Origin of the sequence: Salinimicrobium xinjiangense DSM 19287 (assembly GCF_000423585.1) — a bacterium.
Taxonomy (GTDB): Bacteria; Bacteroidota; Bacteroidia; order Flavobacteriales; family Flavobacteriaceae; genus Salinimicrobium; species Salinimicrobium xinjiangense.
Genome location: NZ_AUIG01000001.1, coordinates 280,829 through 297,527 on the forward strand (window position 1 = coordinate 280,829; position 16,699 = coordinate 297,527).

The following is a 16,699-nucleotide window of genomic DNA, read 5'->3' on the forward strand; positions in this document are numbered from 1 at the left end:
TAACATAAAAATCTATCAGAAAATTCTGGAAAATACTGGGTAAAACGCTGCTCGCCCTGCTGCTGCTTTTCATCATTTTGTTGATCGTATTTTCTATTCCCTCTGTTCAGACTTTTGTTGCCGGAAAGATCACAGATTCCCTCAAAGAATCTAAAGATGTTGACATTAACATAGGACGTGTAGGGATCACTTACAGCGGGAAGTTGAACCTGGAGGAGGTGTTAATCCGGGATCACCATCAGGATACGCTGATCTATTCGCAGAACGTTCGTACTTCGGTTAGCAGTCTCAGGAGTTTATATAATAACAATCCTACCCTTGGAAGTACCACCGCAAGGCAGCTTTTCTTCTACATTAAGGTATATGAAGGGGAAGAAAGGGATAATCTCAATATTTTTCTGAACAAGCTGAAGTCCCAGAAACAGAAGGAACCTACGCCTTTTTTGATGGAGATCGACCGGCTGGAGGTGCTCGACGGTAAATTCAGATACATCAATTATAATCTCAATTATCCGGAAGTTGTAGTCATCGATGATCTTAATATTAACGCTGTCGACTTTTTACTTGAAGATTCAGACGTTTATGTTGATATCAGGAAATTTTCGGGATACGAGCGCCGGGGGATAGATTTGAGAAATTTAAATACCCGTTTTACCTATACTTCCGAAGAGATGAGTCTGCAGGACCTGCAGATCGAGACTCCCGGCTCTTCTATAGATTCAGATATCAGGTTTGATATCACCAACGGTTTCGCCGGATTCATCAATAAAGTGCCTGTAAGGGCAGAATTCAGACCATCCACAATTTCAACTAATGATCTGATTGTTTTTTACGACAAATTTGGTCCCGATCAGAAAATAAATTTTTCGACTACCCTGGAAGGAATTCTGAATGATTTTGTGCTGTCCGATCTGCGAATGAATGGCCTTGACCGCACCCGGCTGGAAGGAGAGTTGAGGATTCAAAATTCCCTGTCTACAGAAGAAGAGGAATTCTCACTGGACGGGAGGGTTTCCCATCTTTCCACAAATTATTACGACCTTATAAACCTTCTACCCGGCCTGTTAAAAGATCAGCTGCCGGTGGAATTACGGGAATTTGGTAATGTGCAAATGGATGGAAAGATCTTTGTTTCCGAAAACTCATTACGGACTAATTCCAGGCTTTTGTCCCAATTGGGCACTGCAGATGTTGACCTTAAAATGAATGGTTTATCGGGGGATGTGATTCCTTCTTATGAAGGCCAGCTTCGTGCCAGGAATTTTAATATTGGCCGACTTGCCAATGTGAAAGATCTGGGTACGACGTCTTTTAATGTCACTTTTGATGGTCGCGGATTCACAGCAGAAACCTTGAATTCTCAGATCAGGGGAGCGGTATCAAGTCTTGTTTACCGAGGTTATAACTATAATAATTTAAAGATTCGCGGAACTTTAAGAGCGCCGCTCTTCAACGGAAATTTTATTTCTCTTGATCCAAACCTGCAGATGGAATTCAATGGCCTCGCCGATTTTTCTGAAAAAACCAACGTTTACGACTTTGAGGCTGCCGTTGCTCATGCCGATCTCGCTGCAATGAACCTGGTACAAAGAGATAGCGTTTCTGTTTTCCAGGGAGATGTCATTATGAATATGCGCGGAACCAATCTGAATAATTTCGAAGGACAGATCTATCTTCTTAATACTTCCTATAAAAACGAGAACGATATTTACTCTTTTAGAGACCTTGATATTACATCAAGCTTCGATGGGGAAGTGCGTACCATTGAAGTACATTCTCCCGATGTGATCAACGGGAAGGTGGAAGGAGTTTTCGACATATCCGAAGTACCTGCTCTTGTGGAAAACGCGATAGGAAGCCTGTATGCGAACTATAGGCCTAACAAGATCACCACCAATCAATATCTCACTTTCGATTTTGATATTTACAATAAAATCGTAGAAGTATTTTTCCCGGAGATCACTCTGGCTCCAAATACTTTTATCCGCGGAAGTGTGGAGTCTGACGAATCTGAGTTCCGGCTTGCTTTTCGCTCACCCCAAATTAATGCGTACAACAACCTGTTTGAAAAGGTGAATATTCAGGTGGATAATTCGAATCCGCTCTTTAATACTTTTATAGAGATTGACAGCGTTGCGACGGGAATTTACAATATCAAGGATTTTAATCTTATCAATGTTACCCTTAACGATACGCTCTTTATAAGATCAGAATTCCGGGGCGGCCCAAGGAGTGATGATATTTTCAACCTGAATATGTACCACACCATAAATGAAAACAATAACTCTGTGGTGGGTATGCAGCGCTCAGATATTGTTTTTAAGGAAAGTACCTGGCAATTAAATGCTGAAGGAAACCGGTCAAACAGGGTCATCTTTTCTGAAGGTTTTTCCAATCTAAGAGTAGATTCTTTAGTATTGAGTCATCAGGACGAGGAAATAAGGCTCACAGGCCAAATGCGCGACAGTACCTACAAGGATTTTCAAATGGAGTTCGATAATGTTGACCTTTACAAGATCACTCCGGAGATTAACAGCCTCGATATGGGAGGGATCGTCAACGGTACGCTTAATCTGTTGCAAAAGGAAGGCGCTTATTTTCCAAATACTTCTCTTACTGTAAGGGACCTTACCATCAATAATCAAATGCTTGGAAACCTTAACCTCGATGTGATGGGAAACAGGGATCTGAGCTTTTACAACGTAAATACTACTTTAAGGAATTCCGGGCTGGAGTCCCTTTCGGCTATTGGTGAAATAGTGATCGACGGAGATAACCCCGAAATTGATCTGGAAGTTTCCCTGCGCAATTTCAATATGGCAGCCTTTAGTCCCCTGGGGCGGGATGTGATAAGTAATATCCGGGGCTTTGTCTCGGGAGAAGCAGATGTGACCGGAGATTACCGGAATCCTGATATTAATGGCCGACTTTTTCTCAACCGGGCAGGTCTTAAAATTCCATACCTCAATGTGGATCTAAAATTTGAAGAAGGGGCAGTGGTCAATCTCACTCAGCAGCAATTTAACTTTGATGAGATCAATATAACCGATACCCGGTATAACACTACCGGAGTACTCGATGGTACGATCTCTCACAGAAACTTCAGCGACTGGGTGCTGGGACTGAACGTCTCTACAGACAGATTACTTGTTCTTGATACACAATATGACGATGAAGCTCTTTACTACGGTACCGCGTTTATTGGGGGAAGTGCTTCTATTTACGGACCAACTTCAGAACTTGTGATTGACGTAAATGCCATTACCAGAAGGGGTACGGTATTTAAAATTCCTATCAGGGATTCAGAAAGTATAGGTGACAATTCCTTCATACATTTTTTAAGTCCCGAGGAAAAAGCGGCCCGACTGGCAGGAGAGGAAATTGAATTCCAGGAGGTCAAGGGGCTGGAACTTAATTTTGATCTGGATGTCACCAATGATGCCCTTGTGGAACTGGACATTGATGGTAGTATTCTCCGCGGAAGGGGAGCGGGTACTTTATTGATCGAGATCAATACCCTTGGGAAATTCAATATGTGGGGAGATTTTATTGCCAACACCGGAGAATATATATTTAATTATGGTGCACTGCAGAAACGCTTTGAAGTGAGGCCGGGGGGAAGCATCAACTGGAATGGAAACCCGGCGCTTGCAGATTTAAACATTAGTGCTGTTTATGAAGCACAGGCCAATCCTGCCATCATACTGGATAATCCGGGAATAAGCCGAAGGATCCCTGTGGATGTGGTGATCAATCTTGAGGGCGGATTATTGCAGCCCGATATATCCTTCGACCTGGAATATCCTAATGTGGCTTCAGCTGTGAGATCTGAGCTCGAGTACAAGATCGAAACGGGAACCAATACCGAGATCCAGGCTTTCTCTCTTATCACACTGGGACAATTTTACACTGAAAATGTGTTGGTAGGCAGCCCCGGAAGCCTTTGGGCCGGAAACCTTTTTGAAAGTGCCTCCGGCTTCTTCAACAACCTGCTTTCTGATGATTCCGGAACTTTCCAGGTAGGACTTAACTATGAACAGGGATTGCGTACGCCAGAACAATCTATGGCAGATAGGTTTGGAGTTACTCTTTCTACACAGATAAGTGAAAGGGTGCTTATTAACGGGCAGGTGGGAGTACCTGTAGGCGGAGTTACAGAAACTGTTATCGTTGGAAATCTGGAGATCGAATTTCTACTGAATGAGGAAGGGAATCTACGCGCTAAGATCTTTAACAGAGAAAATAATATTCAGTACCTCGGGGAGGAGTTAGGCTTCACTCAGGGCATTGGGTTGTCTTACCAGGTGGATTTCGACACCTTTAAGGAGCTTCTTAGAAAAATTGTGGACAGGGAGATATCAACTCCTGTAGTAGGACGGGAGCAGCAGGGCGAGGAACCACAGGAAAGGAAAAGTCTGGCCCCGGCTTATATTCGTTTTCCCGGTTCAGAAGACAACTAAGAGGTTCAAGGTTCAAAATTCAAGGTTCAAAGTTTAAGGTTCCGGGTTCCGGATTGTCGTTTGAAATCCTGTCATTCTGAACGGAGCGCAGCAAAGTGAAGAATCTCTGGTTTGTACTGATATTTTGCTTTTCCACTTTCCTTTCAAAAATGAGATTTGACTATTTCGAAGCTGCGCTTTCTCGTCGCCTCTTCTTTTTCTCAAAAAAAAAAGACTCTGTTGAAATGACAAATTATCTGATCCTTGGTCACTATCAACTGCCGACTTGAAGGTTCAAAGTTTAAGGTTCCGGGTTCCAGGTTCCGGATTGTCGTTTGAAATCCTGTCATTCTGAACGGAGCGCAGCAAAGTGAAGAATCTCTCGTTTGTACTGATATTTTGCTTTTCCACTTTCCCTTCAAAAATGAGATTTGACTATTTCGAAGCTGCGCTTTCTCGTCGCCTCTTCTTTTTCCCAAAAGAAAAGGCTCTGTCGAAATGACAAATCCACCTGATCACTGATCACTGACCACTGATCACTAAAATTTCACAGCAATCATACTTATCTCCACGTTCACAAATTTTGGAAGATTGGCAACTTCTACGGTCTCCCTGGCAGGAGCGGTAGCCTCGTCAAAATATTTGGAGTAGACGGAGTTAATTCTCGTGAAATTGTTCATGTCGCTTATGAAGATGGAACTTTTAACCACATTTTCAAAGTTCATATCTGCAGCCTGAAGTATAGCCTTCAGGTTTCTCATTACCTGTTCTGTTTCCTCTTCAATGTTCTCCTGCTGTAATTCTCCGCTTACCGGGTTAAGGGCTATCTGGCCCGAAATGTAAAGTGTATCGCCGCTTAATACAGCCTGATTATAGGCACCTATAGGCGCGGGAGCATCTTTGGTTTGAATGATCTTTTTCATATTTCTCGTTTTATAGTCGTCTGTCTCTTTCTCTTCGCTTCTCGTATTTAATATCACTTAAGATAGAAGATTTTATTCCTATAAAGAAATTCCATTGCTTATATAGTCCGAAAGGTGTCCAGCTAAAGGTCATTCGCCAACTTTCCAGATCCCGTGCAAAACGTAGTTGTGTATGTGTAAATCCATTATTTACAAAGTCATAACCCGAAGAAGCTCCAATGTTCCAACGCGGAGAAATTTCTATATCTCCCGAAAACATAAGTGAGTGAGAAGAAATATCACTTTGTCGGGCATTATTAGAATAATTCAGTGTATAAGCCAGCCTTAGATCCCATGGAATATCGAAATTATACCAGCTGTTATCTTCCGGTTCATCCTCGGTCATGTCTTCCTCCTGTTCTTCATAAAAGGTGCCGTCCATGTCCATATCCTTACCAAAGAGATCGTCGGGCCGCCCACCACTCCTGAAAGTCTCATTTTCGTATCGGTCTGTGTTCTCCTTTCCTCCGGAAAAATCCCTGCTGGAGAAGGAGTAACCAAAACTTACATTGGCATTTGTAAGCCTGAATAAACTTCCTCCATTCTGAATATTTAGTCGGTCGATGCGGCGGTTATTGTTGTTCAGCGCATAGATATCCAGGTTGGTTCCAAAGTTGATATCCAGTTTATTCTGAACTATAGGTATACTTCCTCTCACACTGATTGGAGAAAGTTTTAAAGAATCTCCTGCCAGATTATAGGAGGTACTAATATTGAGGTTGTTGAGCAACTTAACTTTACGCGGAGTCGCATCTACTGAATCCTTGACTTTAGCTTCGAAGGTGTTACTAAGTGACAAACCAATGGAACTTGAGAAAAGCTTCCCCGGAGGGCCATATAATGTTCCCTGAAATCTCGAATACTCTACAACTCTTGCTTCCCTGCCATCTTCAGTTTCAGGAATGAGGTAAGAGTCGTAATAATGATCGAAACCGGGATTGATATTATAACTCACAGAAGGCCGCATTACGTGCCTGATCGCCTGCCATTTCCCATTCCCGCTGAAATTTTTTGTTCCGTAGATCGTGGTCCCTATACTCGTGTTGAAATTATAGGTGCGATAAGAATCAAATCCGCTCACGGTATCGATCACCTCTACACGGGCGTCTTCATCATAGGATCTTTCAAAGGTCTTAAAAACCCAGGCTTCGGTATAATTTGTACCCGCACTTACGCTTAAATAATTGAACAGCTTAAAGTTTGTTGTTAAGGGCACCTGGTGTTGTGCTCCTAAAATGGCATTTTCGAACATCTCGGGCTTGAAAAAGAGAGAATCTGTAGTTTGAAAACGATTCTCCCCCCTAAAATTATACTGGAAGTTGATATTTTCAATAATACCTTTTTTTGCACCTATCTTAGGTTCAAAAGGATAAACACGGGCCATACTTGCCTGCACGGTTGGCAGGGTCATATTAATTTGCTGTGTGTTGGTGTTCTGACTGTGAGTAGCAGCGACACTTAAATTGACCTGCGGCTGAATGTTGAAAGTCTTTGAATAGGAAACAGAGGAGCTTAAGGTGTTGGTAAGCCTGTTTCCGGCGTTCATCTGGTTGGTAGAAGCCTGGTAGTAATCACTACTTCCCAGGTTTACTGAAGCCGAAAATCTGGAACTGGGATTTGCCTTTGAATCCTGGGTATGATTCCAGCGAAGGTTGTAGATCGATGCTTCCGAAAAATCTGGAAATCCGCGTTCGCTGTTAATGATCTTTTCATACCGGAAGCTCAGGTTCCCCCGAAATTTGTACCTCACAGCGTAAGAAGATTCCGTTCGCAGTCCATAGCTCCCATTAGTATAGTAGTCTCCCAGGACCGTGAGATCCATATAATCACTTATCGCGAAATAGTATCCTCCGTTCATCAAATAATACCCTCTGCGGTTATCATCTCCAAAAGAGGGAATGATAAATCCGGAGGTTTGTTCATCGGTCATGGGAAAGTACCCAAAGGGCAGGCCTAATGGTGTGGGGACATCGGCGATATACATATTTACAAGTCCCGAAACGATCTTTTTATCAGGCACAAATTTGATGCGTCGGGCATAAAAATAATAATCGGGATTTTCTTCGTTGGGAGAGGTGGTGAATTTCACATTTTTCATGTAATACACACTGTCATTCTCTCTTTTGGTGATCTCCCCTAAAACTTTAAATTCCCCCTGTTCTGTTCGCGAATTGAATACAAGCGCCCGTTCCGTGTCAAAATTGAACCTGATGGAGTCCGGTCTTACCACATTCTGTCCCTGAGTAAAAACCGGTTTCTGGGTGTAGACTCCTGCAGAATCGGGAATGCCATATGCATAAACTTCATTCCTTTCATTGTCGAGTACGATCCTGCCTGCAGTGATATTAATATCGCCATAAGTAACTTCGGCCATGTTATACAGGTAAAGACGGTTTTCGCGCGGGCTCAGCCTCATATAATCCTGCGCGGTGTAAACTACCTGGTCTGTTAAGACCTGGTTTTGTGGACGAACTGTATCCTGAGCTGAAGGAATGGTGATGGATGGAACAGGTGCCTGGATCACAAGGGAATCCTGTATGGGAGGTGCTGTTTCGCGTTCAGCAGGAATGCGGATACCTTCTTTTGTTTTGATTTCCTGAGCCGAAATTTGAGATGCCGAAAAAAGCAAAAAAATACAGCAGGAAAGTATGTAAAGTATCTTTGTTCGCAATGCTACTTATACTATTTTTGTAAGGTGTGGCTTGTTTTTTGAAGTCTCAAAATTACATATATTTTTTAAGGTACCTTTTGAGTTAAACAAAAAATAATATCTGCCCCTATGAACCGTTATTTGCATATGAAAACGAAACTTCTTGCTTTAATTATATTTTTCACCTGTTTTAATTTTGTCCACTCTACAACTATCCTAACAGATCCTCCCAGGGAGAAGTTTGTTGTAGTACTTGATGCAGGTCATGGAGGGCAGGATCCCGGCAACCGCGGCAATGGTTACTATGAGAAGGATATCGCTCTTAACATCGTGCTAAGCATAGGTGCTGAACTTGAAAAGCTTCCTGATGTCAAGGTGATCTATACCCGTAAAAGTGACGTATTTGTTACCCTGGCAGGCCGGGCAGAAATTGCAAATAAAGCCGAGGCAGACCTCTTTATATCTGTTCACTGTAATGCCCATAAATCTCAGGCGCAGGGTACGGAAACCTTTGTGCTGGGGCTACACCGTAACCAGGATAACCTTGAGGTTGCCATGCGGGAGAACCAGGTGATCTTCCTGGAGGAGGATTATGAAGTCACTTATGACGGTTTTAATCCTAATTCTCCCGAATCTTATATAGGTCTTACGCTTATGCAGGAGGAATTTTTAGATCAAAGTGTCTTGCTGGCAGATCTTATCCAGAAGAACTTTACCCATGATCTAAAGCGGGTGAACAGGGGAGTTAAACAGGCAGGATTCCTGGTTTTACGTCAAACATATATGCCGAGTGTACTTGTGGAAACCGGCTTTTTGACAAACACGGGGGAAGGGTCATACCTGAACAGCCGCTCCGGACAGTCGGGTATGCCTCAAGCCATAACAAAGGCTGTTTTAGATTATAAGAAATCTATTAATCTTGAAATACTTGAAGGCCTGGACAGGAATCCGCCAGTGGCCCTAACAGCCGAGCCACAGGAGCAACCTCTTGATATTTATGATGGGATCACCTTTAGAGTTCAGCTTGCTGCCACAGGAAAAAAAATTGAACCAAATCCTAAAAATTTCAGGGGGCTAAGAGAGGTTTCCAGAAATAAAGAAGGAAAATTATTTAAATATTATTACGGAGCAACTTCAAGTTATTCCCAGATAAAAGAGCTGCATGAAATTGCAAGGAGAAGCGGATATCCTGACAGTTATATTGTTGCATTCCGCGGAAATGAGAAGATCAGCGTTAATGACGCGTTAAAAACAAAAATGAAATAGACCTTCTTTTCTATATTAATTTTATATTTGTCACTCATCAAATAGAACGTCTTTGTGAAATATACTAAAGAGGTAAAAACTGCTCTTTTGGCCATTGTTGCCATTCTTCTGTTTATTTTTGGATATAGTTTTTTAAAAGGAAAGAACTGGTTTGATTCCAGCAGGACTCTTTATGCCGTATATGATGATGTAGAAGGTCTTTCTGCTTCTTCGCCCGTTACCATTAATGGTTTTAAAGTTGGAAATGTTACTAACATTCAATTTCTCGATAATTCGGGAAGATTGTTAGTGAAATTTACTGTAGATAATGAATTCCCTTTCTCAAAGGAAAGTGTGGCACAAATATATGGAGGTGGATTAATTGGCGGAAAATCCATTGCGATCCTTCCCAAATACGAGCAGGGAAACATGGCAAAATCAGGGGATACGTTGCCAAGTGAAATAGAGGAAGGTTTACTTGAAGTTGTAAATACCCGTCTTGCTCCGCTTCAGGAGAAAATAGAAAGGGTTATAGTAAGTGCAGATTCCCTGGTGAATTCCTTTAATGAAGTGATGAATGCTGAGACAAGAAATAATTTGCGCAATAGTATTGCAAATCTCGATGCTGCAGTTGGTTCCCTTCGCAATTCGGCTACATCTGTAGAAGGGATTATCTCAGATAATACTCCAAAGCTTAACCGTACCTTCTCCAACCTGGATGAGATGTCCACGAAATTCAACAATTTTTCAGATACACTATCCGAGTTTGATCTAAGGAAGGTAACTGAAGATCTTGAGAATTCGGTAGCTAATTTTGAGCGGGTTACAGAAAAACTAAATTCAGGAGAAGGAACAGCCGCAAAACTTCTTAATGATCCTTCTGTGTTCAACAATCTGGAAAGGGCGACTAAGCAACTTGATGCTTTGATTCAGGATGTCAAGCTTAATCCAAAACGTTACGTACATTTTTCTATATTTGGGAAAAATCCGGGTCCGTATTCGCCTCCGAAAGATTCATTAAAATAACCAACCAATCATGCAAATCCTTGCGCAAATCGCTTTTATCCTTGCTTTCGCACTTGGGATAGGTATTTTTATTCGCAATATCCGGAGGATGATCCGGAATATTAAACTGGGTCGGGAAACAGACCTTACAGACAATCCATCAGAACGATGGGGAAAGATGGCCAAAATTGCGTTGGGTCAGTATAAGATGGTGCGCCGCCCCGTTTCGGGAATTGTACATGTCATAGTTTACCTGGGATTTATCATTATTAATATTGAAGTTCTTGAGATCATTATCGACGGAATATTTGGTACTCACAGGATCTTTGCTTTTGCCGGGGAGCCTTACCGTTATCTTATCGGTGCTTTTGAGATTTTAGCGCTATTGGTGCTAGTGGGAGTGATCATCTTTTGGGTGAGGAGGAACATTTTAAACATCCGCAGGTTCAGGGCGAGAGAAATTACGGAGTGGCCTAAAAATGATGCGAATTACATTCTTTATTTTGAAATGGTCTTAATGGCGCTGTTTCTTGTCATGAATGCGGCAGATTATCAGCTTCAATTAAATCTTGCACCACATTATGCCATGGCATCAGGCGAGATTGCAGGAGCATTTCCTGTAAGTAGTGCCCTGTTGCCCCTTTTAGACGGGTTCAGCAATTCGACCCTTATAATTATTGAAAGAACAGCATGGTGGTTACATATTTTAGGGATCCTGTTTTTCCTCAATTATCTTTATTATTCCAAGCACCTCCATATACTTCTGGCTTTTCCGAATGTATATTATTCTAAGATCAGGCCTAAAGCCGAATTAGATAATATCGATGCAGTAACAAAAGAAGTGCAGTTAATGATGGATCCCAATGCCGATCCTTTTGCCGCTCCTGCCGAAACTGAAGGGGAGGAAGAAGGGGAACCGGAGAAATTCGGGGCGTCAGATGTCTTTGATCTCAACCGGGTGCAGTTATTGAATGCCTATACCTGTACAGAATGTGGACGTTGTACAGACCAATGTCCTGCAAATAATACCGGAAAGCTTCTTTCTCCGAGAAAGATCATGATGGATACCCGTGACCGCCTGGAAGAGGTGGGGGAGAACATCAATAAGAATGGAAAATTTGTTGACGATGGCAAACAGCTGCTGGATGATTACATCCTGAGAGAGGAGCTTTGGGCCTGTACTACATGTCAAATGTGTATAGAAGCCTGTCCTGTTGGTATTGACCCTATGTCTATAATTGTGGAGATGAGAAGATACCTGATGATGGAACAAAGCGCCGGCCCGGCAGATCTTAACAATGCGATGGGGAATATCGAAAATAACGGTGCTCCATGGCCGTATAACCAAATGGACCGCCTTAACTGGGCAAACGAAAATTAATACCAATTTTGGCCTTTTTTTGAGGCTTCAATATAAATTACAATGGCAGAAAATATAAAAGTGCCTACTATGGCAGAATATATGGCTGAAGGAAAACAACCCGAAGTATTGTTCTGGGTAGGTTGCTCTGGAAGTTTTGATGACCGGGCAAAAAAGATCACCAAAGCATTTGTAAGACTGCTAAATAAAGCGAATGTGGATTTTGCTGTTTTAGGGACTGAAGAAAGTTGTACAGGAGATCCTGCCAAGCGCGCCGGAAATGAATTCCTTTACCAAATGCAGGCTGCCGGAAATATCGAGGTGCTTAATGGTTATGAGATCAAGAAGATCGTTACTACCTGTCCGCACTGTTTTAATATCATAAAAAACGAATATCCGGGATTGGGCGGCAACTATGAAGTAATGCATCATACAACCTTTCTTAAATCCCTGCTGGATGAAGGTAGACTTACAGTTGAAGGAGGAAAGTTCAAGGGGAAAAGGATCACCTTTCACGATCCCTGTTATCTTGGCCGGGGGAATGACATTTATGAAGCCCCACGTGATTTGCTGAGAAAACTGGAAGTTGAACTCGTGGAGATGAAAAGATGTAAAAAAGATGCTATGTGCTGTGGTGCGGGTGGTGCCCAGATGTTCAAGGAACCGGAACCGGGAAAGGAAGAAGTGAATGTCGCAAGAACAGAACAGGCTATCGAAGTAAAACCCGAAGTCATCGCTGCAGGATGTCCTTTTTGTAATACCATGATGACCGATGGGGTCAAGGCAAAAAACCGGGAGGACAATATAGCGGTAATGGACATTGCTGAAATGATCGCAAATGCAGAAGATCTTTAAGTAAAGCATCCATAAATCAAAAGGGGCTGAAAAATGTAATTTTTCAGCCCCTTTTAAATTAAAAAAACTATTGGCTATTCAAGCCGGAGTTTTTCTGCCTCCGGTAATTCATTTCTCACCAGGATAACAATGTCATCCTCTGTGAGACCTTCTTCAATATAATCCCCCTGCTTACCTAAAAAGTAAGCATATCTTTCAATATTAGTCTGATAGATATTCTTTGCTGAAGAGCGGTTTTTATCTCCGTAGCCTTTCAGGTAAGCAATGACGATCATGTCATCACTAACTTTAATATTTTTTTGTTTTGTGTAATTCTTTAAAAGCAGGAGTGCTTCTTCTAATCCCTGCAGCAGCATTTCATCATAAGATTTGCCGCCCGTACAGTAGATAGGTTGAATATAATAGCGATTAACAGGAGCAGTCACAGTAAAAAAATAGGATTCCACTTGGTTATTCAGCTCATCCCACATACTACCGACTTCCACATGAATATTCTTTTCTTCGCGTAGCCATTCCACCAGTTTCCAGGACTCCTTTTTAGCTGACCTGTAACCGAGCTCCCGTGCAAATTTGAAAATATCTGTTTTTTCTTTCGCCATAGCGCAAATTTACTATGAGTGCCCCTAAAAAATCTATGATCTCCATCAGCTTATGGCAATGCTTTTGATAACCTTAAAATACGTGTATAGCAGATCAACTTTAACCAAAGGAAATTGGATGCAATGCTTCAATTCAGTTACTTTGTAAAACCTAAAAAATATCCAAGAAATGTACGTTCCCTTTGATACACTTCCTGAAAGTTCCAGAGTATGGATTTTTCAGGCAAACCGCTCTTTTACAGAAGATGAGCAGGAAGAAATTAAACAAAAGCTTGAAGCTTTTATTGAGCAATGGACGGCTCATGGAGCTAATTTAAAAGCTTCTTATGAGATGCGGTATAAGCGGTTTATAATTCTTGCCCTTGATCAAAAAATGAATTCGGCTACAGGTTGTTCCATAGATGAGTCGGTTAGGTTCATACAACAGCTTGAACAGGATTACGATGTGGATCTTCTGGACAAGATGAATGTATCTTATAAGCAAGGGGAGTTTGTAGCGTATAAAACCCTTACCGATTTCCGTAAGATGGCGAAGGATAAAGCTGTTTCTCCTAAAACCATTGTCTTCAACAATCTTGTCAATAACAAAGCCGAATATCTTTCAGATTGGGAAGTGCCTGCATCTGAAAGCTGGCATAACAGGTTTCTCAATTAATGATCTTTAAATTCAGATACTTAAAAGGCCTGTTATGGGCCCTGTTCTTCTTTACCCAAATTTCTTTTTCTCAAAACCGGCCGTTGATATCTGACGATCCGGAACAACAGCGAAAATGGGTCGATAGCATCTATGATGCAATGACTTTAAAAGAAAAGGTGGGGCAACTTTTCATGATAGATGTTTTCTCGTCAGACCCTGCTGCGAAAATTGAAAAAGCCAAACTTCTCGTTGAGCAGCATCATGTAGGAGGAGTTATCTTTTCGAAAGGCGGACCACAACGGCAGGCGAAGCTGAACAACGAGTTGCAGGAGATTTCAAAAGTGCCACTGTTAATTGGTATGGATGCCGAGTGGGGTTTGGCCATGCGGCTGGATTCTACTTATGCATTTCCGTGGAATATGACTTTAGGGGCTATTCAGGATGAGAAATTGATAGAAGAGGTTGGAGCCGGGATAGCCAAACATTCCAGGAGACTTGGAGTGCATATTAACTTCGCGCCGGTAGTAGACATCAATACAAATCCAGAAAATCCCATCATTGGAAACCGTTCCTTTGGAGAAAATAAAAATAATGTGGCCGACAAGGCGGCTGCTTTAATGAGAGGACTGCACCGGGAAAATGTGCTTAGTAGTGCCAAACATTTTCCGGGACATGGGGATACAGAGAAAGATTCCCATAAAACACTTCCCACGATTGATTTTTCCAGGAACAGGATCTTTAGAGAAGAATTATTTCCATACCGCAAATTGATTGATGAAGGTCTTCCAAGTGTGATGGTGGCGCATCTCAATGTTCCGAGTCTGGAGAAGAGAACCGATTTTCCATCTTCTCTCTCTCATAGTATTGTGACAGGAATTTTAAAAGAGGAACTTGATTTCTACGGTCTTATTATTACCGATGCCCTCAACATGAAAGGAGTTGCCGACTTTGATGAACCGGGGGAGATCGATCTTGCGGCTTTTCTGGCCGGTAATGATATCCTTCTCTTTTCTGAAGATGTTCCTAAAGCTTCAGAAAAAATTATTGAGGCATACAACCAGGGTTTGATCACCGAAACTCGTCTGGAACATTCGGTCAGGAAGATCCTGTACGCCAAGTATAAAGTTGGTTTAAATGATTATGAACCCGTAAGCACAGATTATTTAGTTGAAGATCTTAATAGTATAAGAAATGAGGTTTTGGCGCATCGGCTTTATGAAGATGCCATGACCGTGATCAAAAATAACAGATCCACAATTCCGGTAAGAGACCTGGAGACCAGTAAGATTGCATATGTACACTTTGGCAAGGATTCCGGAGATCCGTTTTTTGAGCAGCTATCCCGCTATACACAGATTGATTCTGTTTCTGCCGAAAATCTTAACGAACTTCTTGATACGCTCGAATCATATAATCTTGTGATCATTGGATATCATCAATCCAATGATTCCCCCTGGAGTGGATTTAGGATGAATGAAATTGAACAAACCTGGCTCTATGAGATCGCCAGGAAGAATAAGGTGATCCTTAACATTTTTACCCGCCCATACGCCTTACTCGATTTAAAGACTACAGCAAATTTTGAGGCAATACAGGTTGCTTATCAGAATAGCGTGCTGGCACAGCAAAAAGCGGCAGAGGTCATTTTTGGTGCTATTGAAGCAAGAGGAAAACTGCCTGTAACGGCCGGGGAGGAATATCCTGCAGGTACCGGATTTAAAACCCGCAATCTCGGCAGACTCTCGTATGGGCTTCCTGAGCACGTGGGAATGAACAGCTACAAATTAAACAGGATAGATGCTCTTATTGACAAAGCTATTAACGAAAAGATGACCCCGGGAGTGCAGGTGCTGGTTACCCGCCGGGGAAAAGTTATCTATGAAAGAAATGCCGGCTATCATACTTATGACAAAAAAAATCCGGTGAAGTCTTCAGATGTATACGATCTTGCCTCTCTCACCAAGATCCTTGCTACTCTTCCTCTTTTGATGGAGCTGGTTGATAAGGATGAGATTGATCTTGATACTACATTAGGGGAGATGTTTCCTTCTTTCCGAGGAAGCAATAAAGAGCAGATTACCCTGCTGCAAATGCTTTCTCATTATGCCGGTTTGAAAAGCTGGATCCCGTTTCATCGAAAAACCTATGATTCAAAAACAAACCGGCCAAATGTTAGATACATTCGAAAACAGGAAGATCCAGGGTATAATGTAAAGATTGCAGAGGATCTATTTGTTCGGAATGATATAAGAGATACTGTGTTTTATACCATTAGAGATAGCGAATTAGAAAAAAGAAGAATGTACAGATATAGTGATCTTCCTTTTTACCTTCTCAAGTTCTATCTGGAAGATATTTATGGCACTTCACTTGAATATTTGGCCCAGGATCATTTCTATAAATCTCTTGGTGCCAGTAACACTACTTATTTACCCTTAAAAACGATTCCGAAGGAGAGGATCGTTCCTACCGAAGAAGATAAATTATGGAGAAACCAGTTACTGCAAGGTTTCGTACATGATGAAGGTGCTGCTTTACTGGGCGGAATAGGGGGGCAGGCCGGACTTTTTGCCAATGCTAACGATGTGGCCAAGATCATGCAAATGTATCTCAATGGAGGAGAATATGGCGGTAGGAAATATCTGGACAGATCCACGGTTGATAAATTCAATACCTGTTATTACTGCGAACAGGATGTGCGAAGAGGAGTGGGGTTCGACAAGCCTCAGCTTTCAAACGTGGGGCCTACTTGCGGCTGTGTTTCCATGACAAGCTTTGGTCACAGCGGATTTACAGGAACTTTTACGTGGGCTGACCCCGAGGAAGAAATAGTTTACGTATTTTTATCGAACCGGATCCATCCTTCTGCGACCAACAATAAAATAACGCGGGAAAGTATCCGGTCAGATATTCAGGAAATTATTTACGAAGCTATAGACCGCTAATT

At 42.0% G+C, this 16,699-nt stretch carries 10 protein-coding genes; 7 read left to right on the forward strand and 3 right to left on the reverse strand.

Features of this window, described 5'->3' with window-relative positions; genetic code table 11:
• Nucleotides 1–80 precede the first annotated feature (80 nt).
• Nucleotides 81–4,460 (forward strand): translocation/assembly module TamB domain-containing protein, encoded by a 4,380-nt coding sequence (locus G564_RS0101290; protein ID WP_245583643.1) that lies wholly within the window; start codon nt 81–83, stop codon nt 4,458–4,460.
• 518 nt (nt 4,461–4,978) lie between these two features.
• On the opposite strand, the gene G564_RS0101305 is transcribed toward G564_RS0101290, so the two are convergent.
• Both G564_RS0101305 and G564_RS0101310 read right to left on the reverse strand, forming a co-directional pair.
• A complete protein-coding gene (locus G564_RS0101305) occupies nt 4,979–5,362 on the reverse strand; it encodes a Rid family detoxifying hydrolase (RefSeq protein ID WP_029036059.1) in 384 nt (127 codons plus the stop codon).
• A gap of 10 nt (nt 5,363–5,372) precedes the next feature.
• A complete protein-coding gene (locus tag G564_RS0101310; RefSeq protein WP_029036060.1) occupies nt 5,373–8,072 on the reverse strand; it encodes a putative LPS assembly protein LptD in 2,700 nt (899 codons plus the stop codon).
• A 126-nt stretch (nt 8,073–8,198) separates the two neighbouring features.
• Here G564_RS0101310 and G564_RS0101315 point away from each other — a divergent pair, with 126 nt between their 5' ends.
• The 4 genes from G564_RS0101315 to G564_RS0101330 are packed head-to-tail and all read left to right on the forward strand — an operon-like array spanning nt 8,199 to nt 12,516.
• Nucleotides 8,199–9,317 carry an N-acetylmuramoyl-L-alanine amidase family protein gene (locus G564_RS0101315; RefSeq protein ID WP_037373313.1) on the forward strand — a complete coding sequence of 373 codons (1,119 nt, stop codon included), beginning with the start codon at nt 8,199–8,201 and terminating at the stop codon, nt 9,315–9,317.
• 54 nt (nt 9,318–9,371) lie between these two features.
• Nucleotides 9,372–10,322: an MlaD family protein gene (locus G564_RS0101320; RefSeq protein ID WP_029036062.1), complete on the forward strand. Its 951-nt coding sequence runs from the start codon at nt 9,372–9,374 to the stop codon at nt 10,320–10,322.
• 10 nt (nt 10,323–10,332) lie between these two features.
• On the forward strand, nt 10,333–11,682 hold the full coding sequence (locus G564_RS0101325; protein WP_029036063.1) for a (Fe-S)-binding protein: 1,350 nt from the start codon (nt 10,333–10,335) through the stop codon (nt 11,680–11,682).
• Between the two features lie 42 nt (nt 11,683–11,724).
• Complete coding sequence (locus tag G564_RS0101330; protein ID WP_029036064.1) at nt 11,725–12,516, forward strand: (Fe-S)-binding protein; 792 nt, start codon at nt 11,725–11,727, stop codon at nt 12,514–12,516.
• A gap of 74 nt (nt 12,517–12,590) precedes the next feature.
• Here G564_RS0101330 and G564_RS0101335 read toward each other — a convergent pair whose 3' ends face one another.
• Nucleotides 12,591–13,115: a hypothetical protein gene (locus G564_RS0101335; RefSeq protein WP_029036065.1), complete on the reverse strand. Its 525-nt coding sequence runs from the start codon at nt 13,113–13,115 to the stop codon at nt 12,591–12,593.
• Between the two features lie 169 nt (nt 13,116–13,284).
• Between G564_RS0101335 and G564_RS0101340 the strand changes: the two genes are divergently transcribed.
• Both G564_RS0101340 and G564_RS0101345 read left to right on the forward strand, forming a co-directional pair.
• Nucleotides 13,285–13,770, forward strand: a complete 486-nt coding sequence (locus tag G564_RS0101340) for a hypothetical protein (RefSeq protein ID WP_029036066.1) — start codon at nt 13,285–13,287, stop codon at nt 13,768–13,770.
• The gene (locus G564_RS0101345) at nt 13,770–16,697 is read left to right on the forward strand and encodes a glycoside hydrolase family 3 N-terminal domain-containing protein (protein ID WP_029036067.1); all 2,928 of its coding nucleotides are present in this window, start codon (nt 13,770–13,772) and stop codon (nt 16,695–16,697) included. Before G564_RS0101340 ends, G564_RS0101345 begins: the two co-directional genes overlap by 1 nt.
• Nucleotides 16,698–16,699: the final 2 nt, after the last annotated feature.